Origin of the sequence: Borreliella kurtenbachii, assembly GCF_030437945.2 — a bacterium.
In the GTDB taxonomy this organism is placed as follows: Bacteria; Spirochaetota; Spirochaetia; order Borreliales; family Borreliaceae; genus Borreliella; species Borreliella carolinensis.
This window is the reverse complement of record NZ_CP124058.1, coordinates 865,279-887,981: the sequence shown is the minus strand read 5'-3', so window position 1 is coordinate 887,981 and position 22,703 is coordinate 865,279. Positions and strand designations below refer to the sequence as shown.

The window sequence follows — 22,703 nt, the reverse complement described above, 5'->3', positions numbered from 1 at the left end:
ATTATACCTCTCTTTTTTTATTACGAGCCACACTAATTTTGCCACTAAGCTCTTTTATTTTATCTCTTAAAACAATTGCATCTTCAAATCTTTCATCATTAACAGCTTCTTCTAGCTCAAATTTAAGCTTATCAATAAGCTTTTTTTTAGACAATCTCTCCCCTGAAATAATTTTTTCAAAATCATAACCAACATTTTTATTTTTATTATTGAGTTCTTTTTCTAAAATATTTTGAATCTTTTTAACAATTGTCTTAGGAGTAATATTATTCTTTTTATTATAATCAATCTGAATTTGACGTCTTCTGTTAGTCTCCTCAATTGCCTCCTGCATAGCTATACTTATTTTGTCGTAATACATTATTACAAGTCCATTAGAATTTCTAGCAGCCCTACCAATTGTTTGTATTAATGAAGTAGTAGATCTTAAAAACCCTACCTTATCAGCATCTAATATTGCAACAAGAGATACTTCCGGAATATCTAAGCCCTCTCTAAGTAAGTTAATGCCAACAATAACATCAATTTCAGATTTTCTAAGCAGCGAAATAACTTCCACTCTCTCAAGAGTGTCAAGTTCTGAATGTAGATATTTTGCCCTCACGCCAAGACTTACTAAATATTCAGTCAAATCCTCAGACATTTTTTTTGTCAAAGTAGTAATTAAAACCCGCTCTTTAAGAGCTACTCTTTTTTTAATCTCAATGTAAAGATCTTCCATTTGCCCATCAGAGTGCCTAGTAATAATTTCAGGATCAACAAGCCCTGTGGGACGAATTATTTGATCAACAACCACACTACTCTTATCATTTTCTTCAACGCCCGGAGTTGCAGATACAAAAACAACCTGATTAATTAATGCATCAAATTCATCATATTTAAGGGGTCTGTTTTCAAGCGCTGCAGGAAGTCTAAACCCAAAGTTAACAAGATTTAATTTTCTAGAATGATCTCCATTATACATTCCCCTAAATTGCGGCAATGTAACATGAGATTCATCTACAAATAATAAGTAATCTTTTGGGAAAAAATCAAAAAGACAATAAGGTCTTTCCATTGTACTTCCACTCAAATATTTAGAATAATTTTCAATGCCTGAACAAAATCCTGTTTCTCTAAGCATTTCCAAATCATACTCTACTCTCTGCTTAAGCCTTTCGGCTTCTACAAGCTTGCCATTATCTTTAAAATATTGACACTGAAGACTTAAATCATGAGATATTTTAGGTATCGCTTCTAATACGTTTTTATAAGGAATTACAAAATAAGATTTAGCAAAAAGAGTAAAACTATTTGTAGCTCCTAAATTTTTCTTAGAAAATGAACTAATCCTATATATTTCAACAATTTCATCAAAATCTAAACAAATTCGATAAGCAAACTCCCCATGCTCACTACTAGGCCAAATTTCAACAATATCTCCCCTAATTGAAAATTTATCTCTTTCTAAATTCATTAAAGTTCTCTCATAATAAAGCTCTACAAAAATATCTGATATTTCTTTAATAGAAATTTTTTGACCTACAAAAAATTCTCGTGCTGATTTTTTGAAAAAATCTGGAGATCCAAGAGCATAAATTGAAGATACAGTTGCAACAACAATGACATCTCGTCTTTTAGCAAGAGATGTTACCGTCCTTATTCGCTTGATTTCTATCTCAGTATTAATAGTGGCTTCTTTTTCTATAAATAAATCTTTTGAAGGAACATAAGATTCAGGCTGATAATAATCATAATAAGAAACAAAATATTCAACAGCATTGTTTGGAAAGAAATCTTTAAACTCTCTATAAAGTTGTGCTGCTAATGTTTTGTTATGACTGACAACTAAAGCAGGCCTGTTTAGATCTTTGATTATATTTGCAATTGTAAAAGTCTTTCCACTGCCTGTAACACCTTTTAATGTTTGATATTTATTTCCCATCAAAATAGAATTTTCAATCTTTTTTATTGCTTTGGGCTGATCGCCAGCAGGAAGATATTCTGACTTCAAAAAAAAATCTATCATTAATTTAACGACCAAAATTTAATACACATTATTATAAATTATATGATAATAAATTCTATATCAAGTATATAATTCATTATAAATCAATATAATTAAATTAATCTTTGTTTAATAAAATAAAATAAAAGGGACAATTAATGCAAAAAATCAAAGCCAAAAAAAAATTAAAAAATTATATTCTTCTTGAAGAAGATACATATTTTCAAGAAGAGGCAATAAAAATTGAAAAAACAAATAATTCAACAGAAATTCTAAATAGATTTTATAAAGATTTAGAATTTGGCACTGCTGGAATAAGAGGAGTCATTGGAGCTGGAACATGCTACATCAACACATATAATGTAAAAAAAATAAGCCAGGGAATATGCAACTACATACTTAAAATAAATAAAAACCCTAAAGTTGCAATAAGCTATGATTCAAGATATTTTTCAAAAGAATTTGCTTACAATGCTGCTCAAATTTTTGCCTCAAATAATTTTGAAACATATATATATAAAAGCTTAAGACCTTCTCCCCAACTATCTTATACAATAAGAAAATTTGATTGTGATGTTGGCGTTATGATAACAGCAAGCCATAATTCAAAAGAATATAATGGCTATAAAGCATATTGGAAAGGTGGAATCCAAATAATACCACCCCATGACACACTAATAACCAATGAAATTAAACAAGTAAAAAACATAATAAATACAATTACCATAAAAGAGGGCATTAAAAAAAGGATCATCAAAGAAATTGGCAACGAGATAGACGAAGAGTATGTAAAAACAATAAACAAAGAATTCCCTGATTTTGAAAAGAATAGCAAAGAAACAGCCTTAAAAATAGCCTACACAGCACTACATGGCACCGGTGGAACCATAATAAAAAAACTCTTTGCAAATAGCAAAGTACAGCTTTTTTTAGAAAAAAGTCAAATACTTCCAAACCCTGAATTTCCAACAATAAATTACCCTAATCCAGAAAAACAAGAGTCAATGCTTAAAGTAATAGAGCTTGCAAAAAAAGAAGACTGTGACATTGCCCTTGCAACAGATCCAGATGCTGACAGAATAGGGGTTGCGTTCAAAGATCAAAACGAATGGATATTCCTAAACGGAAATCAAATATCATGCATTTTAATGAACTACATACTCTCAAAAGAAATAAATCCTAAAAATACATTTGTAATATCATCGTTTGTAACAACACCAATGCTAGAAAAAATTGCAAAAAAATATGGTTCTCAAATTTTTAGAACTTACACAGGATTTAAATGGATAGGAAATTTAATTAATGAAATGGAAAAAAATGAACCAAATAAAAAATTTGCTTTTGCATGCGAAGAAAGTCATGGATATCTAATAGGGAAAAGGGTTAGAGATAAGGATGCATTTTCAGCCATAAAAGGGATTTGTTCTTTAGCGCTTGACTTAAAAGCCAAACAGCAAACAATTAAGAATTATCTTGAAAAGATATACAAAGAATTTGGATACTATGAAGAATTTAATATAGAAAAAAACTTTGAAGGGGCTAATGGGGAAATTCAAAGAGAAAAGTTAATGCTCAAACTGAGGAAAGAACAAAAAGTACAATTCGCAGGAATTAAAATAATTGAAAAATTAGACTATGAAACTCTTAAAAAGATTAATTTTAAAGATGAAATTTCAGAAATCAAGGAATATAAATACCCCATAAACGCAATAAAATTTATACTTGAAAACGAAATTGTAATCATTGTAAGACCCTCTGGAACAGAGCCAAAAATTAAATTTTACATATCTGTAAAACTAGAATATAAGGAAAAACATAAAATATTTGGTATAATAAATGCAATAAAGATGGAGATAGAAAAATATTAACATAACAGAAAATTTAATAAATTTGGTAGAAATAGATTCAAAAGAAATTGCAAGAAAAAATAAAAATAAAGAAGTTTCAATTTGGCACTTATTACTATCTATAATTACCACTCCAAAAAAATCTGAAATAAAATTTATAGATACCAAAACTCTAAAAAACATTAAACAAGAAGTTATATGCGAAATAGATAAATTAGAGAAAATTTTAATAGAAAAAAACGAGATAATTATTCCAAAAATCAATAAAGAAATCTTTACTCTAATAAAAGAAGCTAAAAAGGAGTTTAAATCTAAACCTTTAATAGGAGCAAAAGAAATTTTTTATCAAATACTAAAAAATAAAAAACTTCTTAAAAAGCACAAACTAAGTAAGTCTAGCTTTAACTTTAAAGATCAAAATATATTAGAATACATGGAAAAAAATAAAATAAGATTAATTGAAACCTACAAAGAATTTGATGAAGAAATACGACTTGAAAATGAACACTTTGAAATTGAAAAGTATGTCAAAAATTTAACAGAACTTGCAAAAGCCAAAAAATTAGACCCCTTGATTGGAAGAGAAAGAGAGATTAAAGCTCTTACAAATATACTCTTGAGAAGAAACAAAAATAGCGCAATGCTAATAGGCGAACCTGGTGTGGGGAAAACAGCAATAGTTGAAGGACTTGCATCAAGCATAGTACAAAAAAAAATAAGTAGCAAACTACAAGACAAAACAATTTTAATGCTTAAGGTTTCAAACTTGGTATCGGGAACAAAATATAGAGGCGAATTTGAAGACCGTTTAAATAATATAATTAAGTATATTGAAAAAAACAAAAACACAATCATATTTATTGACGAAATACACACTCTAATAGGAGCTGGAAACTCCGAAGGAGCTCTTGATGCATCCAATATACTAAAACCATCACTTTCTAGAGCCGAAATACAAATCATTGGAGCAACAACTTACAATGAATATCGAAAATATATTTCAAAAGACAAAGCATTCGCCAGAAGATTCCAAACAATTACTGTAAGAGAGCCTGATGAAAAAGATACGCTAAAAATAATCGAAAATATTGCAAAAAATTTTGAAGACTATCATGGGGTGATCTATGAAAAAAATGCGCTTTTAAACATAATTAAACTTTCATCCAAATATCTAATAAATAAAAGATTTCCAGATAAGGCAATAGACATAATAGACATTGCCGGCGCAATTAAAAAAGAAGAACTTACAAAAGACAATATCATAACATCAGATGATATACAAAAGGCAATAAATGAAATACTATCTATTAAAACAGCAAATAACACTAAAGAAGAAATTTTGGAATTAAAAGAAGTAGAAAGCGAAATAAATAAAAAAGTGATCGGACAAAAACATGCAGTAAGTGAACTTATTAAAGAAATTATTAAAGTCAAGCTTGGACTTAATGACGATTCTAAACCCTTAACCTCAATATTGTTAATAGGATCAAGTGGATGTGGAAAAACTACTTTAACTGATGAAATATCTAAAAAAATTATCAAGGATCAAAACTCAGTATTAAAACTGGATATGTCAGACTATAAAGAAGAAAACTCTATTTCAAAATTAATTGGCACAAATCCGGGATACGTAGGTTACTCTGATGGGGGCATTCTGACAAATAAATTAAAATATTCATTTGAAACTTTAATATTGTTTGAAAACATTGAAAATGCACACAACTCTGTATTAAACCTAATAAGTCAAATGCTTGAAAATGGAGAACTTATTGATAGCAAAGAAGACAAAATACTATTTAAAAACACAATTATAATAATGACTACAAGCATTGGGTCTAGAATGCTTCTTGGAGAAAAAAATATTGGATTTAACAAAAATCAACAAAAAAGCTTAGAGGCAAGAAACTTTAAAGAAGAAATAAAACAAGATCTTGAAAAAAGATTTAAGTTATCCTTTTTAGACAGAATTCAAAAAAAAATTATCCTAAATGTTCTTACAAAGGACAATGTAGAAGAAATTTGCAAAAACTACTTAAGTACCCTTAAGGCAAAATTTTACTCTAAAGGAATCGAGATAGAAATAAAAAAAGATGTTGACAAATTTATAACCAAAAAATACTATAAAAAAAATTCAGGAGCAAGAAGCGTAATTGCCGCAATAAAAGAAAAAATAGAAGAAAATATTATCACCAAAATAGCTGAAAATCAAAACATAAATAAAATAACAATTTATTTAGAAAAAGAAAATATAATAATAGAATAAAGGGGAATTATAATATGTTTAAAAAAGTAGAAAACAAGGCAAATTTTCCTAAAATAGAAGAAAAAATATTAAAATTTTGGAATGACAATAAGATCTTTGAAAAATCAATAAAGCAAAGAGAAGGATGTGAAGAATTTACATTTTATGACGGACCGCCTTTTGCAACAGGACTTCCTCATTTTGGACATTTTGTTCCAAACACAATAAAAGACATAATTCCAAGATATAAAACAATGCAAGGCAAATATGTTAAAAGAAATTTTGGATGGGATACTCATGGGTTACCTGTTGAATACGAAGTAGAAAAAAAATTGGGAATTTCTGGCAAATACGAAATAGAAAATTATGGTATTGAAAATTTTAACAAAGAATGTAAAAAAATAGTACTCAGATATACAAAAGAATGGAAAAATATAATTTTGAGGCTTGGAAGATGGGTAGATTTTGAAAAAGGCTACAAAACTATGGATATAAACTTCATGGAATCCGTATGGTGGGTATTTAAAAATCTTTATAACAAAGGTTTAATTTATGAAAGTTACTATGTACTACCCTATTCCCCAAAACTTGCAACTCCACTTTCAAATTTCGAAGTGAACCTTGGAGAATACAAAGAGGTCAATGACCCATCATTAACAATAAAATTTAAAATCAAAGATAAAAACGAATATTTACTAGTATGGACAACCACCCCTTGGACATTGCCCTCAAACCTTGGAATTGCAGTAGGACAAGAAATAGAATATTCTAAAATTTTTGACAAAAAAAAAGAAGAAATTTTAATACTTGGATCAAAAAAGCTTAATAGCTATTATGATGATAAAAATTCATATACTATTATAGAAAAATTCAAAGGAAATAAGCTTGAAGGCATAGAATATGAACCTATTTTTAACTACTTTTTAGAACAAAAAGATAAAGGGGCTTTCAAGGTGCACACAGCCGATTATGTTACAACTGACGATGGAACAGGAATCGTTCATCTTGCTCCTTTTGGAGAAGAAGACTATACAATACTTAAAAAATACACAAATGTCGACATAATAGATCCCTTAGATGCTGAATGTAAATTTACAAATCAGGTAAAAGATTTTAAAGGACTTTTTGTAAAAGATGCTGATAAAAAAATAATAGAAAACCTAAAATTACGCAATTTTTTATTCAAAAGAGAAAATTATCTGCACAGGTATCCATTTTGCTACAGAACAAACTGCCCAATTATTTACAGACCAATAAGCTCATGGTTTGTAAATGTAGAAAAAATAAAAACCAAACTCTTAGAAGTAAATGAAAAAATTAATTGGATGCCAGCTCATTTAAAAAAAGGAAGATTTGGGAAATGGTTAGAAAATGCAAAAGATTGGGCAATAAGCAGGAATAGATTTTGGGGAAATCCAATCCCAATTTGGATATGCTCAAAAACAGGAAAAAAAATTTGCGTTGGATCAAAAAAAGAGCTTGAAGCTCTATCCGGTCAAAAAATTGAAGACTTACACAAAGACCAAATAGATAAAATAACCTGGCCAAGCAAAGACGGTGGCACATTTATCAGAACAAGCGAGGTTCTTGATTGTTGGTTTGAATCTGGAGCAATGCCTTACGCAAGCAACCATTACCCATTCACAAACGAAAGTAATTTTAAAAATATATTTCCTGCTGACTTTATTGCAGAAGGTCTAGATCAAACAAGAGGATGGTTTTACACTCTTACAATACTAGGAACTTCTCTTTTTGAAAACACAGCATTCAAAAACGTCATTGTAAATGGACTTGTGCTTGCAAGCGATGGAAGAAAAATGTCAAAATCCTTTAAAAATTATACAGACCCAATGGAGGTAATAAACACCTTTGGAGCTGATGCTTTAAGGCTTTATTTAATAATGAGCCCTGTAGTTAAAGCTGATGATTTAAAATATAGCGACAACGGAGTAAGAGACGTTCTTAAAAATATAATAATACCCATTTGGAACGCTTATTCATTTTTTACAACTTATGCAATAATTGATAAATTCAAACCTCCAAAAAATCTAAACCTAGTTAAAAACAATATCCTTGACAAATGGATCATAAGCGAACTTGAAAGCCTAAAAAAAATACTAAATATAGAAATAGACAAATACAATCTAACAAAGTCAATAGAATCTTTACTTGAATTTATAGATAAATTAAACAATTGGTACATAAGAAGATCAAGGCGAAGATTTTGGAAATCAGAAAACGATAAAGACAAAAATGATGCCTACGAAACATTATATTATGCAATCAAAACTTTAATGATTTTACTTGCACCCTTTATTCCATTTATAACAGAAGAAATTTATCAAAATTTAAAAACCGATGGGGATAAAGAATCAATACACCTTAACGATTATCCAAAAGCAAATGAAAATTTCATTAACAAAACAATTGAAGAAAAAATAAATCTTGCAAGAAAAATAACTTCGATGGCAAGATCACTTAGATCATTGCATAATATAAAAATACGCATGCCTATTAGTACAATATATATCGTCACAAAAAATCAAAACGAACAAAATATGCTAATGGAAATGCAAGAAATAATATTAGATGAAATAAATGCAAAAGAAATGAAAATAAAAACTAACGAAGAGGAGCTTATAACTTACAAAGCAAAGGCAAACTTTAAAGAACTTGGGAAAAAGCTTGGGAAAGATATGAAAGCGGTATCTACTAAGATTAGCAAACTAAAAAATGAAGACATAATAAAAATAATAAATGGAACATCTTACGAGATAAAAGTAGCCAATACAAAGCATTATTTATCATTAAATGATATAATATTAGAAAGAGAAGAAAAAGAGAACTTAAAAGTAATCAATGAAGAATCCATTACAATAGGAATAGACTCACTAATCACTAAAGAGTTGTACTTGGAGGGACTTACAAGAGAATTTGTAAGACAAATACAAAATTTAAGAAAAGAAAAAAATTTTGATGTTAGCGATAGAATAAATTTGTACATAGAAAATAATGAGGCTTTAACAGAAATGCTAAATAAATTTGAAAAATACATTAAAACTGAAACATTGGCGTTAAATATCATATTAAACAAAAGTAAGCTAGAAAAAAAAATAAACCTTGCCGATGACATATTTGCACTAATAGGAATTGAAAAATGCTAAAAACATTAACAAAAATAATTACCATTTCATGCCTCATAGTGGGATGCGCCAGCCTGCATTACAGTCCTCCAAAACAAAATCTAAATTACTTAATGGAGCTTTTGCCTGACGCAAACTTATATGCCCATGTAAATTTAATTAAAAACAGGTCTATTTTTAACTCTTTAGGCCCTAAATATAAATCCGCACTCGGGCTTGTAAGCGATTTATACTTTAGTTATAAGAAAGAAAACAACGACTTTGCTATACTAATAATGGGTAATTTCCCAAAAGATATTTTCTGGGGAATTCATAAAAATAGAAATACAGAATCAATAGGAAATATACTTACAAATCCAAAATGGAAACTTAAAAATTCAAACATATACATTATTCCAAATAAAGCTAGAACCAGTATTACAATAACCCAAAAAGATAAACCCGTAAAAGACAATAATATACTAACAACAAAATATATTGGGGAAGTAGAAAAAAATGAGATGTTTTTTTGGATTCAAGATTCAGCATTATTGCTCCCAAACCAAATGGCAAACAGCAAAAATTTAATCCCTTTTAGTAGCGGAACTTTGTCTATAAATAGCTTAAATCAAAACGAATATATTTTTAAATCCCTAATCAAAACAAATAACCCACCAATACTAAAAATATTGTCAAAAAAGTTAATTCCAACCGTCTTAGCAAACATGACTAATCTCGCAATATCAAGCCAAATAAAGACCACAATAAAAGACCAAAATACAGTAGAAATAGAATTTAATATTCAAAAATCTAGTGTTGAAAGCCTTATAGAAAAGCTGGCTTCAAATATTCAAACCTAAAATTTTTATCGCTCCATTAAAATGAGATATTATTTTGCCTTTTGCAAGTAAAATAATGATACAAGGCTCCAATTTTACCAGATTCATTATTAAATTTAGTGGGCTCAAGAGTTACAAGATTTTTTATATTATTATTATTATCAAAAGCCATTTCTAAAGACCATAAATTTTCTAATTTCTCATATATTCTATCTATTAAATCAGACCTTGCACTTATTCCTCCTCCGATCAAAATTTTTTCAGGATTTAAAATAAAAATTAAATTAAAAATACCAAATGATAAATTTTCAAAAAATCTTTCAACCTCATTTTTGGCATGAATATTTCCATTTTCAGCTAAATCAAAAACAAATTCTCCTGAAATTTCTTTTAAAGGCTTTCCCAATCGCATAGCAACTCTTTTCCTTAAGGCCAAAACAGAAGCAATGGATTCCCATCTACAATTAAAAGGAATATTATTACTAATACCTCTAGTAATCATAAATCCAACCTCTCCGGACATAAAAGAATTTCCTCTTAAAAGCTTGCCATTTGCAAAAATTCCAGCACCAATTCCTGTGCCAAGAGTCATAGCAATAAAATCATTAGAGTCAATAGCATTGCCCTTAAATTTTTCTGCCAAAGCTACACAATTAGCATCATTTTCAATCTCTGTACTTATTCCGGTTAAAGATTCTAATCGCTCTTTTAAAGGATAATTAACAAATCCAGAAATAGCATTTACCCTAAGAACATTTCCCTTAAGATCAACAAACCCAGGAATACAAATTGCAACTCCCGCTATATCATTTGATTCTTTGTAAGAATTAATAAGATTAATTAAAATATTTACTTGTTCATCAGAAGTAGCGCCTGTGCTTATTTCATTTTTATCAAAAAAAACACCACTTGAATCTGCAAGCGAATATTTAGTACTAGTCCCGCCAATATCAATCGCTAAATATCGTTTCATATCTATCCTCAGAGCCTAATTGTACATAAATGATTATAAATTTTCCATAGCAATATAAGAAATTTTAGAAATCTTGTTTATAACTATTTGCGCTTTAATTATTTCCTTTAAATAAGAAACATGAGAAATTATGCCAATTTGTCGTCCGGTCATCATTTGAAACTTAGAAAGCTTAGGCATAACTTGAGCTAAAGTATCCTCATCAAGATTGCCAAACCCTTCATCTAGAAAAAAAGCTTCTATTTTCAACTCACTATCCCTTATTTTATCAGATAAAGCTAAAGACAAGGCTAAAGACACAAGAAATTTCTCACCACCAGACAAAGTTTTTACCGTCCTTATTTTATTAACATCTTTTTTGTCTTCAATTAAAAAATCAAACTCCTTGCTCTCTTTATTGGTTTTAAGCTCAAAATCAGGAAAAATCCACCTTAAATACTTTTCATTTGCCAACCTTAAAATATCATTAATTAAAAAAGTTTGAACATAATATTTCAATCCAGAAGATCTAATAACTACCTTCCTTAAAACATCTAGCTTATCTTTCCTTTCTTTGGCAAGATTTAATTCACCTCTTAGCAAGTCTAAATTAATTTTTTGCTGATTGATCTTTTTTTGAAGAGCTTGAAAATTTAAAAGCTTGATTTTATACTTTTCGATATCTCTGGATAAAAATTCAAGCTTAGAGCTAATTGACAAACTCAATTCTTGCAATAAATACAAACTATTCTTATTAATTTGCTCTAAAGCAGCTTCTAATTCAAAGGAAAATGAGCTAAAAAACACACTTTTTAAATTTGAAATTATATTAATAAAACTATTTTGCTCTTCATTTAATCTCGCTTTTAAAGTCAATATGGATTCCTTTATAAATTTAATTTGTGTTTCGGTTTTAATTTTTAAATCTTCTAAATTTTTAAGATTTAAAACAAGCATATTCCATTCATTTTCTATACTTTTCTGCTTAGCCAAAACAACATTAAATTCCCTTTCCAAAGAAGAATAATCATTAAAGCTTAAATTTAAATTAAGCTTTAATAATAAATCCTTAATCTTTAAAAGATTTTGATCAAAATTTTTATTTTTCAAAGAAATCTCAATTTTTAAATCTTTTTCCCTAACCTTAAATTGTTTAAGCTTTTCTAATTTACTTTCAAATGCTAAAATTTTTTCTCTGTCAAAATAACTTATGTATTTGTCAAATAAATTTTTTCCAATCAATCTTAAAATCTCAGCATTATTATTTTTAAACTCTAAAACATTAGCCTCTTGCTTAGAGATTTCTTCTTGTCTGCAAGATATTTGATATTTAAGCTCATCAAGTTGATTTTGTATTAAATGAAGTTTTGAATTTAAAGCGTAAAGCTCTTTCAAGCTGCAAATTGATAATTTATCTTTATGTTGATAATTTTTATATTCAGCCTCAATATATTTTAGTTTTTCTTTATCGCTCTCAATAGAAAAATTTTTATCATCAAGATATTTTAACAACTCCTTATATAAATCAATCTTAATAATATTTTTTTCCTTATTTTTATTAAAACCTTCTTTCTCAGCAACTTTTAATAAAAATTCTAACCTATCTCTATATTTTGAAATCAACTCATCATTAAAAGCTTGAAACAATTTCAATGCTTCATAGTAAACATATTTGTCAAAATCAAAATTAGATTTATCAGAAGAAATGCTTTTAATCTCATCATTTTTTTTACTCTGAGACCTTAATAATTCTTTTTTTTCATCTTCAAGACTATTTTTCCTTAAAAGCAAGCTTTGATAATCATTCTCAACAAGTTTTAAATTAAAAAGATTGCAATTTTTGTTATAAAGCTCCTTAACATAACTAAAATTAAAATTATCGCTATCCAAATCTTTAATTTCTTTTAAATTACTCATTACTTTTGAAAGTTCTAAATCAAGCGATCTGCTATCATTAAACAAGTCACCTTGCATAGCAACTAGATTTTTCAAATTCCAAAAATCTGAACATAAATAAATTTTCCGATCTAAATCCAAATTTTCTTTTAATTTCTTTTGAACAGAATAATCCCTCTCCAAAGAATTTAGATATTCAACCTGATAAGATAATTGATTCTCTAGAGAAGACATTTCACTTTCCAACCCCAAATATCTCTCATTAGCCGATATCGCCTGATTACATAAAGAAATAGCTCTTCTAACATTTTCAAGATCAATTTCTAATCGATCAATATTAACTAAATCCAAATAATCCTTAAGGGATTTATACTCACTCTCATCATAATCAAGAATTGATTTTTCATAAGATTCAGAATTCAACAATTTATCTATATTAAACTTTGTGCGCTCGAAGTCACTTTTTAAATAAAATTCCAAATTATCATATTTTTTCAAATTAAAAATATTATCAATTATTGCGGTTTTATCTTTGGGAGTTGACGTTAAAAATTCTTGAAAATTGCCTTGTGGTAAAATTACAGTTTGACAAAATTGGTTAAAGTCTAATCGACAAAGACTTTTAATATACTCTAAAACATCGGTTCTACCCTCAATAATATTGTTATCAAAAAAACAACTAAGCAACATGCTCTTAGGGGTTTCTATATTTTTTACATTAAGTTCAACAAAAGATTCATAAATCTTGCCAGAAATAGTAAACGTTAATTTAACGTAAGCGCTAGTCTCGCCCTTTGATATAATGTCTACAATTTTTTTTCCAAGTCTGTAAACACGAGCATATAGCGCCAAAGTTATGCAATCTAAAATAGTACTTTTGCCTGCTCCAGTATTGCCAGAAATTAAAAAAATGCCCGATTGCCTTAAAAGAAGTGTATCAAAATTTAACTCGTGCTCACCTTTATAAGAAGCAATATTTTTAAATATGAGCTTATTTATCCTCATATTCACCCAAATATCCGTTAGTTAAAACCTCGTTAAAAAGAGAAATAAGCTCTTCTTCATTAAATCTGATATCCCTAATAACGCCGTTCTCAAAATCTCGTCTCAACTTTTTCTCAAAAAAATATTTTTCATCCATTTCAAGCACTTCAAGTTCTCCAATAAAGTTAGAATCGTCTTGAAAATCCTGGCTTGAGGGTAAAGAATAGGAAATAGAAACTAAATTCATAAAATTAAGCCTTGCTAAATCATAAATGGTCTCCTCAGCGCTAGTATCAACTGCCTCATTAAGTTCAATTTTCAAATAAATAGTAAAAGACTCTTCTTTTTTGAAATTAGCAAAAAAGTCAAGAACTTCATTCAAAGAACCTTTAACAAAGATTAATTTATTAAAAATCGGCACCGAAAATGCTTCTTGCGAGATTAATTTATTGTTATTAAAATGTAAAACATTTATGTATTTATCGCAAGACTCATTAAATGAATATTGCATGGGAGATCCTGAATAAACAATATTATCTCTTAGCTTCATGAATTTATGAATATGCCCTAGGGCAACATAAGAAAAACTATTCCCAAAAACATTAAAAGGAACAATATAACTACCTCCCAGGGTATCAATCTTTTTACTGCTGCCAAAAAAAGAATGCGCCATTAATATTTTAGGAATTTCTTTATACTTGTTTTCTAAAAAATTAGATAAATTTGATATCTTTTCTCTGTAGGCATTTTCTAAATTTTCAAGAAATAGCTTACTGGAAGACTGATCTTCTAATTCAAAAATATTATCAAAATTTTGCCCCAAAATAAGCCTTTCATTTATATGCGGAAGACAAACAACAATAAACTTAAGATTTCCATTATCTTTTAATAAAACTATTTGCTCATCAGAATCATATTCTGTTATTAAAAAAAAATTAAACCGTGAGAGGAGTTTTTTATTTATACTTAAATAATCCTTTTTGTCATGATTCCCAGAAATAACCACACACCATTTACAAGAAGTAAAAGAAAGCTCATAAAAAAAATCATTCACCAATCTTTGCTCTTCAAAACCAGGCCTTTTAGAATCATAAACATCCCCAGCAACAAGTAAAAGATCAATCTTTTCTTTTTTAAGAAATTCTAAAAGAAAAGATAAAAAATTTTTCTGCTCCTTAAGTATTGAAAAATTTTCAATTTTTTTTCCAATATGCCAATCCGAAGTATGCAAAATTTTATAATTGTTCACAAAATACTCTCACTTTTTTTAATTCTTAAATTATATTTATATATTATAATACAATATATAAACATAAGGAATTTATGGAAAATAAAAAATTGATAATAGTTGAATCGCCAACAAAAGCCAAGACAATAAAAAAGTTTCTCGATGAATCATTCCTAGTAGAAGCATGCATTGGGCACATAGTAGACCTGCCAAACAATGCAAAAGAAATCCCCAAAGAATATAAAAAATACGAATGGGCAAATATTTCTATAGATTATAACAATGGATTTAATCCAATTTACATTATTCCTAGCAATAAAAAACCAATTGTATCAAAACTAAAAAAATTAGTAAAAACAATAAATGAAATATATCTTGCAACCGACCAAGACAGAGAAGGAGAAACTATAGCATTTCACTTAAAAGAAGTATTAAAAATCAAAAATTATAAACGGATGATATTTCATGAAATCACAGAAACTGCAATAACCGAATCACTAAAAAATACTAGAAATATAGACATGAACCTTGTTAATGCTGGAGAAACTAGAAGAATATTAGACAGGCTATACGGGTATACAATCTCTCCTCTACTTTGGAAAAAAGTAGCCTACGGACTTTCTGCTGGGCGAGTACAATCTGTTGGATTAAAATTATTAATAGAAAAAGAAAAAACTAGAATAAATTTCAAAAAGGCCAATTATTATTCAATTTTACTTCAATGTAAACACGAGAAAAAAGACTTGTTGCTTGAAACAAAATTAGAAGAAATTGACGGCAAAAATATAGCAGAGGGGAAAGACTTTATAAATGAAACTGGAAAACTTAAAAATATCGCCAAAACAATAATAATAACCCAAGATTTAATGCTAGGGCTTGAGAAAGAATTAAAAAATGGACAAAAAATTGAATTAATTTCAATAGAAACTAAAAAAATAAAAATACCTCCTCCAAAGCCATTTACTACCTCTACACTTCAACAAGAAATAAATAAGCGCCTTAAAATTGGAACAAAACAAATCATGCAATACGCTCAAAAACTTTACGAACACGGATACATTACCTATATGAGAACAGACTCTCATAATATTGCTAAAATTGCAAAAGATAAAATAACAAAAATAATAAAAAATAAATATGGGAAAGACTATGTAGAGAAAAAAGACAGAATTTATGAAAAAGAAAAAATGGCTCAAAATGCACATGAGGCAATAAGGCCTTCTGAAATGTTTATTCCAAATGAAACCATAGAAATAGAAAGCAAAACCGCTAAAGAAATTTACAAAATAATATGGGATAGAACCATTATTTCTGGAATGAAAGATGCAATAAAAGAAAATATAAAACTGACTTTTAAGTATAAAAACTTAATTTTTAGATCAAGCTTTACAAAAATAATTTTTGATGGATTTCTTAAACACACTAAAGAAAAAGATGAATGTCTTAACATAAATTTTGACTTAATTAAAAAAGGAGATACATTTTCAATAGTCAAAATGAAAACAAGCGAACACGAAACAAAGGCTCCATTTAGATACACAGAAGCGTCTCTTGTGCAAAAAATGGAAAAAGAAGGAATAGGTCGCCCCTCGACCTATTCTACAATTATATCAACACTTTTAGAAAGGGAATATGCCTTCAAACTTAACAACACCTTAATGCCAACTATAAAAGGAGCTGCTGTAATAAATCTTCTTGAGAAATATTTTCCAGTACTAATTGAGCTAAATTTCACCTCTAATATGGAAGAAAAATTAGATAAAATAGCAGTAGGAAAACTAGATAAAATAAAATATTTAAGTAAGTTTTATAATGGCAAAAAAGGACTAAAAGATACAGTAATGCAACTAGAACCTAAAATTGATTCCTCTGAATTTAGAACCGTTATTGAAAGTCAAGACATAGAAAATAAAAATGATAACAACATTAATTACACAATAAACATTGGCAAATACGGACCTTATTTGATATTCAAAGGACATAATTACTCAATTAATACAAAAACTCCATTAGAAAATTTGTATAAAAAAGATGAAATAGAAAAAATAATAAATGAAAAAGAGTTAAAACCAAATATACTCGGCATTGATCCTTTAACAGGACTTAATGTATTCTTTAAAAATACAATTTATGGAAACATTGTCCAACTTGGAGAAGATACCTATGCCCCTCAAGAATATACAAAAAAAGGAAAACCTAAAAAATTAAAAATAATAAAAGCAAAAAAAGCATCAACTAAAAAAATTGACCCTGAAAACATAACATTAGAACTTGCTTTAAAATTGCTCTCACTGCCAAAAACAATCGGCAAACATCCTCAAACTAATGAACAAATCATTGCTGCAACTGGTGTTTTTGGGGATTATATTAAAACTGAAAGCGGAAGTATTGCTTGCTCACTAAAAAAAGATTTAAAAGCATATGACATAACACTAGACAAGGCCATCGGCCTACTCAACGAAAGAGCCAATAAAGTAGGTATAATCGTTAAAATAATCACATTTTCTAAAAACAAAATCGGCAACAAAATATATATTTACAAAAAAAACGATAAATTTTATGCTAAAATTAAGAGAAAGAAGATTGATTTACCTGATAACATTAATCTTGACGAAGTAAATGAAAAATATGTATTCAGCTTGTTATAAATATGAATGATTTAAAACTCCCAATTTATAAATACAAAGATGAATTAATTAAAGTACTAAAAAAACATAATGTTTTAATTGTAGAAAGTCCAACAGGTAGTGGAAAAACCACCCAACTGCCAAGAATAATCTATGAGGCGGGTTTTGCAAAATTAGGAAAAATTGGAGTAACTCAACCAAGAAGAATAGCCACAGTATCAATAGCTGAATATATTGCCAAGCATATTGGCGTAAATGTTGGAGAAGAAGTTGGCTATAAGATAAGATTTGAAGAAATTACAAGCCCAAAAACCAAAATCAAATTAATGACTGACGGAGTGCTTCTACAAGAGCTAAAAAAAGATACACTACTTTATGAATATGACGTAATCATAATAGACGAAGCACACGAAAGAAGTTTAAACATTGATTTTATATTGGGTCTTATTAAAGACATTTCAAGAAAAAGGGATGATTTTAAAATCATAGTTTCATCTGCTACGATAAACACAAAAATATTTTCAAAATATTTCAATAATGCACCGGTTGTTAGTATTGAAACTATCACTTACCCAGTACAAATAATATACAATCCTCCTCTTTTAAACACATCAAAAGGGATGATATTAAAAATAAAAGAAATTGTCTTAAACGTAATAAAAGAAAAAAAAGCAGGAGATATTCTTATATTTTTATCTGGAGAGAAAGAAATAAAAGAAACTATTAAAGAATTACAAGAATTAAACTCAAAAAAAAATTTAATAATATTCCCTTTATACGGCAGAATGCCTAAAGAAGCTCAAGAGCAAATATTTATGCCTACTCCTAAAAATAAAAGAAAAATAATAGTCTCAACAAACATAGCAGAAACTTCAATCACAGTTGAAAATATTAAAATAGTAATAGATAGTGGAAAAGTTAAAACAAACAAATTCCAAACAAAAACTCATACCTATTCGCTCCAAGAAGTTCCAATTTCAAAATCATCAGCCACTCAAAGAGCTGGTCGAGCAGGAAGACTTTCAAAAGGAACTTGCTACAGACTTTACAAAAGAGAAGATTATCAATTAAGAGAAGATTATCAAAAAGAAGAGATATATAGAACAGACCTATCTGAAGTAGTACTGCGAATGGCAGATATTGGAATTAGAGATTTTACCCACTTTGACTTTATCTCAAAACCATCAGCACATTCAATTCAAACTGCAAGCAAAATATTAAAATCTCTGGATGCTATAAACAATAAAAACGAACTTACAGAAATTGGGAAATATATGATACTATTCCCATTGATACCTGCACATTCAAGAGCATTAGTCGAAGCAATGATAAATTATCCACAAGCAATCTATCAAACCACAATAGGTCTATCATTTTTATCCACAAGTGGAATTTTCCTACTACCCCAAAATGAAGAGATGGAAGCCAGACAAGCTCACTTAAAATATAAAAATCCAATGGGAGATTTAATTGGGTTTGTTAATATCTTTGAAGATTTTAAAAAAGCTTTAAATAAAGAAGCTTTCACAAAGGAAAATTATTTAGATCTACAAGGACTTGAAGAGATAGCAAACGTACAAATGCAACTTGAAAACATTGTTAGCAAATTAAATATACCAATAATACAAAAAGGTGTTTTTGACAACGAAGGATATTTAAAATCAATAATGAAAGGAATGAGGGATTATATTTGTTTTAAAACTTCAAAAAAGAAATATAAAACCATCAGGGCTCAAAACGTAATAATTCATCCAGGATCACTTATTAGCACCGATTCTGTGAAATATTTTGTTGCAGGGGAAATTATAGAAACTACAAAAATGTATGCAAGATCTATTGGCGTCTTAAAAAAAGAATGGGTTGATGATATTATAAATGAAGAGTTTAAAAATAAAGACATATCTGACAAAAAGAAACAAATAGCAAATACTGAGCAGACAAAAATTATCAATGAAATCAAAATAGGGAAAAAAATTTTCAAAGCGGAATACAAAAATAACATTTATGTAATAAAAATTAACCTAGAATCGCTAAAAGAAATGATTTTAAAAAGCGAACCAAACAATCAAAATAATGAAGATTTGAAAAAAATTAAAATACAATTGATGCATAAAAATATAACGGTTTTTAACAACAAAAAATTTTTAGAAACTATAGAAATAGTTAAAAACATGGGAAAAGATTGGCATTATATAAAAAAATATGAAACAAACAGTGTAAACATTAATGAACTTGAAAAAATGAAAAATCTTTTAGAATGTACAATGCAATTTATAAGCTCTCCCTCTAAAAAAAATGCACTTTTTTTATCATTGGAAACAGATTATTCTGGAAATTTTAGACTAAAACCCAAACAAAATTTCATAATGGCAATAGAAGAATCTATGGAAAGCATCAAAAGCCTCATAGAAAACAAAGAATACATACAAAAGTTACATTTTATAAAGAAATTAATAAATAAAGTTTACAAAAAATTAAATTACTTTTTTTAAAAACTAAACTTTGAAAGCCTTATTATAATAGAAAAGATAATAATCAAACATTCTTCAAAGTTAGAATCAATACTGACAATAATTTCAAATTATTTTCATTATTCTTAAAACAAAGTTTATAATAAATTATGAACTGGCTATCCTTTTTTTTTGTTTTATTATTTTTAGTAATTTCTCCTTTTGAATTAAAGAGCAATAATAAAGAAAATATAGAAAATTTAATAAAGCTACATATGCTTTATGATTTAACTAATAACCTGTCAAAAGAATTAGAAACAATAAATAAAATTAAAAATTTTGACTTAGAACAATATTATCTGCTAATTACAAAATACTATCTAAAAATAAAAAAATATAAAGAAGCTAATAATTTTTTAAAAAAAATAAACCAAAAAAAGATCAAAAATCAAAAAATAAAAAACGAAATCATTTCATTAAAATTAAGAATAAATGAAGATAAGATTAATGAAGAAGAAATTAAAAAAATATTAAATAACGAAAAAAATATAGATGTCAAAATAATTTATCAAATATTTAGTCTTATAAAATTCAAAAATGAAAAATTAGCAACTAAAATTAAAAACCTCATACTAACAAACTATCCCAAAAGCATTTATTCTTATAAAATAAAAAGAAATGAATAAAAAAATATTAACACTGCTGGTATTGATTTTAAGCATTTTCTCAGGGCTAATGCTATCCAAATCAATCACTAAACAAGCCAAATACAAAATTATTAGAGATTATTTCATAAATAGTAATTATGTTCTAGTTAAAATTGAAAATAAAGATCTAAAATTCACCATATCAAAACCTATTTACGACAAAAAATTAAACAATTACTACTTTAAAGGCCAAACAACAAGCCATTTCTTAATTTCCAACAATGTTGACATTGCAATTAATACAAGTCCATATGAAGTTAAACAAAACATGTTTTTCCCAAAAGGACTATACATATATAATAAAAAAATGATTTCAAAACAAATAAATAACTACGGAGAAATTGTAATAAAACACAATAAAATTATATTAAATCCCAAAGAAGACGAAATAGAAAACTGCGATTATGGATTTAGTGGATTTTTTGTTTTAATCAAAAACGGAAAGTATAAAAAAAATTTCAAAGAAACAAAGCACCCAAGAACAATAATAGGAACTGATAAAAATAATAAGTATTTATTTCTTGCTACAATAGAAGGAAGGGGTGTCAATAATAGCAAAGGGGCCTCTCTTAATGAAGCCATTGATTTTGCATTAAGCTATGGCATGACTAACGCCATTAATCTAGATGGCGGGGGCTCAAGCACTCTTGTTGTAAAATCAAATAACGCTCCTTACAAATTAAATTTCACTGCAAACATCTTTGGACAGGAAAGATCTGTCCCATTTCATTTAGGAATAAAACTTCCTAATTGAAAAATCTCCAACCGATATTAAATCCAAGCATAATCTCAGTTGTTAACCCAGAAAAATTTTTATTATTAGAAAATGGAGATATAGAAAGCATAAACAAAGGCCTAATGTATAAACCCTCAAGATCGGGAATAAAAAGATCAGCAGCAAGCCCCATGCTTAAAAAAAAGAGATTAAAATTATTAGAGCTCAAATCAAAAGCGTATTTAAACCCAATCAATGGGAAAAGCATTCTAACCTGCTCTTTGAAAACCATCGGATATGTTCCATAAAGCCCAAGTGAAAAATATCTACCATTGTGAGCATCAACAAAAGCCTCTTTGTAAGACATTTCAAAAAGTGCATAATTTGCATCAAAAAATAAATTTAAATTAATCCCATGATCTGCTCTAGTAAAATTTGGAGCAAATTTAGTGGCGCCTGTTTTATCAGTATAATTAGTAAATTGATAAGAAAACCCTCCACCAAAAGAAAGTGGATAAGAAAAAATCAAATTATTAGAAGATATGAGAAATAAAATAAAAAAAAGATATTTCCTCATTAACAATCCTTAAAAATTCTAAAAAATACTATATTATTATAGTAACACACTAAAATAGTATATAAAAAATCAAGGAAATTATGAATACAAAAACATTATATTTAATATCCTTAATTCTTTTAGCCTGCAATAACAATAACAAAATTCCTCTCATTCAAAAATTAAATTTGCCCAAAAGTAGCATTCTGGGGTTTAGCAATAAAATGGGTATAATAATAAAAGATTATGCTTTTCTTAGTAAAAGCACTAAGAAAAATAGCGAATTGGATTATGATTACGCAGCTCTACTCAGAAAAGATGAAGTCGTAAAAATTGAAAAAACGCTAGAAAAAACAGAACGCTATGGAATTGAAGGAAATTGGATCCTAGTCAATTACAAGGGAACTAAAAGATATATCTTTAGCAAAGATATAAATATAGTCAACAATCTAATAATTGAACATTCTAAATAGCTCCACTACATAACCGGACAAAAGCCCGATCTATGTAATAAATTATTTATTTTTTTTCTTATGTCTATTTTTTCTTCT

14 protein-coding genes are annotated in these 22,703 nt (G+C 27.9%); 9 read left to right on the top strand and 5 right to left on the bottom strand.

The window, feature by feature from the left end; translation table 11 throughout:
• Position 1: 1 nt before the first annotated feature.
• Complete coding sequence (gene uvrB / locus QIA22_RS04780) at positions 2–2,008, bottom strand: excinuclease ABC subunit UvrB (protein WP_301612173.1); 2,007 nt, start codon at positions 2,006–2,008, stop codon at positions 2–4.
• A 137-nt stretch (positions 2,009–2,145) separates the two neighbouring features.
• Here uvrB and QIA22_RS04775 point away from each other — a divergent pair, with 137 nt between their 5' ends.
• Genes QIA22_RS04775 through QIA22_RS04760 form a run of 4 tightly spaced genes read left to right on the top strand, consistent with a single transcriptional unit; the run spans position 2,146 to position 10,058 of the window.
• Positions 2,146–3,855, top strand: a complete 1,710-nt coding sequence (locus tag QIA22_RS04775) for a phospho-sugar mutase (protein WP_301612172.1) — start codon at positions 2,146–2,148, stop codon at positions 3,853–3,855.
• A 22-nt stretch (positions 3,856–3,877) separates the two neighbouring features.
• Complete coding sequence (locus QIA22_RS04770) at positions 3,878–6,097, top strand: AAA family ATPase (RefSeq protein ID WP_301612170.1); 2,220 nt, start codon at positions 3,878–3,880, stop codon at positions 6,095–6,097.
• A gap of 14 nt (positions 6,098–6,111) precedes the next feature.
• Positions 6,112–9,240: an isoleucine--tRNA ligase gene (gene ileS / locus QIA22_RS04765; RefSeq protein WP_301612168.1), complete on the top strand. Its 3,129-nt coding sequence runs from the start codon at positions 6,112–6,114 to the stop codon at positions 9,238–9,240.
• On the top strand, positions 9,234–10,058 hold the full coding sequence (locus tag QIA22_RS04760) for a hypothetical protein (RefSeq protein WP_301612167.1): 825 nt from the start codon (positions 9,234–9,236) through the stop codon (positions 10,056–10,058). Before ileS ends, QIA22_RS04760 begins: the two co-directional genes overlap by 7 nt.
• A 16-nt stretch (positions 10,059–10,074) precedes the next feature.
• Here the strand turns inward: QIA22_RS04760 and QIA22_RS04755 are convergent, their stop codons facing one another.
• The 3 genes from QIA22_RS04755 to QIA22_RS04745 are packed head-to-tail and all read right to left on the bottom strand — an operon-like array spanning position 10,075 to position 15,118.
• Entirely contained in the window at positions 10,075–11,010 is a 936-nt protein-coding gene (locus tag QIA22_RS04755; RefSeq protein WP_301612166.1) for an ROK family protein, read from the bottom strand.
• Between the two features lie 33 nt (positions 11,011–11,043).
• On the bottom strand, positions 11,044–13,890 hold the full coding sequence (locus QIA22_RS04750; RefSeq protein ID WP_301612165.1) for an AAA family ATPase: 2,847 nt from the start codon (positions 13,888–13,890) through the stop codon (positions 11,044–11,046).
• On the bottom strand, positions 13,877–15,118 hold the full coding sequence (locus QIA22_RS04745) for an exonuclease SbcCD subunit D (protein ID WP_301612164.1): 1,242 nt from the start codon (positions 15,116–15,118) through the stop codon (positions 13,877–13,879). Before QIA22_RS04745 ends, QIA22_RS04750 begins: the two co-directional genes overlap by 14 nt.
• A gap of 74 nt (positions 15,119–15,192) precedes the next feature.
• Between QIA22_RS04745 and topA the strand changes: the two genes are divergently transcribed.
• The 4 genes from topA (at position 15,193) to QIA22_RS04725 (ending at position 21,635) form a co-directional block, all read left to right on the top strand.
• Positions 15,193–17,745 (top strand): type I DNA topoisomerase, encoded by a 2,553-nt coding sequence (topA, locus tag QIA22_RS04740; protein WP_301612163.1) that lies wholly within the window; start codon positions 15,193–15,195, stop codon positions 17,743–17,745.
• A gap of 2 nt (positions 17,746–17,747) precedes the next feature.
• Entirely contained in the window at positions 17,748–20,216 is a 2,469-nt protein-coding gene (locus tag QIA22_RS04735) for an ATP-dependent RNA helicase (protein WP_301612161.1), read from the top strand.
• 128 nt (positions 20,217–20,344) lie between these two features.
• Positions 20,345–20,860 (top strand): hypothetical protein, encoded by a 516-nt coding sequence (locus QIA22_RS04730; RefSeq protein WP_301612159.1) that lies wholly within the window; start codon positions 20,345–20,347, stop codon positions 20,858–20,860.
• Positions 20,853–21,635 (top strand): phosphodiester glycosidase family protein, encoded by a 783-nt coding sequence (locus QIA22_RS04725; protein ID WP_301612157.1) that lies wholly within the window; start codon positions 20,853–20,855, stop codon positions 21,633–21,635. Before QIA22_RS04730 ends, QIA22_RS04725 begins: the two co-directional genes overlap by 8 nt.
• Here the strand turns inward: QIA22_RS04725 and QIA22_RS04720 are convergent.
• Positions 21,628–22,173 carry a hypothetical protein gene (locus QIA22_RS04720; RefSeq protein ID WP_301612155.1) on the bottom strand — a complete coding sequence of 182 codons (546 nt, stop codon included), beginning with the start codon at positions 22,171–22,173 and terminating at the stop codon, positions 21,628–21,630. The two genes, QIA22_RS04725 and QIA22_RS04720, sit on opposite strands and share 8 nt — an antisense overlap.
• Positions 22,174–22,253: 80 nt before the next feature.
• Between QIA22_RS04720 and QIA22_RS04715 the strand changes: the two genes are divergently transcribed.
• Positions 22,254–22,625: a hypothetical protein gene (locus QIA22_RS04715; protein WP_301612153.1), complete on the top strand. Its 372-nt coding sequence runs from the start codon at positions 22,254–22,256 to the stop codon at positions 22,623–22,625.
• The last annotated feature ends 78 nt before the right edge of the window (positions 22,626–22,703 follow it).

Bases quoted from the DNA above. Each gene is read 5' to 3' on its own strand.
- QIA22_RS04730 (WP_301612159.1), top strand. From the start codon at position 20,345: ATGAACTGGCTATCCTTTTTTTTTGTTTTATTATTTTTAGTAATTTCT.
- ileS (WP_301612168.1), top strand. From the start codon at position 6,112: ATGTTTAAAAAAGTAGAAAACAAGGCAAATTTTCCTAAAATAGAAGAA.
- QIA22_RS04775 (WP_301612172.1), top strand. From the start codon at position 2,146: ATGCAAAAAATCAAAGCCAAAAAAAAATTAAAAAATTATATTCTTCTT.
- QIA22_RS04720 (WP_301612155.1), bottom strand. From the start codon at position 22,173: ATGAGGAAATATCTTTTTTTTATTTTATTTCTCATATCTTCTAATAAT.
- QIA22_RS04750 (WP_301612165.1), bottom strand. From the start codon at position 13,890: ATGAGGATAAATAAGCTCATATTTAAAAATATTGCTTCTTATAAAGGT.
- uvrB (WP_301612173.1), bottom strand. From the start codon at position 2,008: ATGATAGATTTTTTTTTGAAGTCAGAATATCTTCCTGCTGGCGATCAG.
- QIA22_RS04755 (WP_301612166.1), bottom strand. From the start codon at position 11,010: ATGAAACGATATTTAGCGATTGATATTGGCGGGACTAGTACTAAATAT.
- QIA22_RS04735 (WP_301612161.1), top strand. From the start codon at position 17,748: ATGAATGATTTAAAACTCCCAATTTATAAATACAAAGATGAATTAATT.
- QIA22_RS04760 (WP_301612167.1), top strand. From the start codon at position 9,234: ATGCTAAAAACATTAACAAAAATAATTACCATTTCATGCCTCATAGTG.
- topA (WP_301612163.1), top strand. From the start codon at position 15,193: ATGGAAAATAAAAAATTGATAATAGTTGAATCGCCAACAAAAGCCAAG.
- QIA22_RS04725 (WP_301612157.1), top strand. From the start codon at position 20,853: ATGAATAAAAAAATATTAACACTGCTGGTATTGATTTTAAGCATTTTC.
- QIA22_RS04715 (WP_301612153.1), top strand. From the start codon at position 22,254: ATGAATACAAAAACATTATATTTAATATCCTTAATTCTTTTAGCCTGC.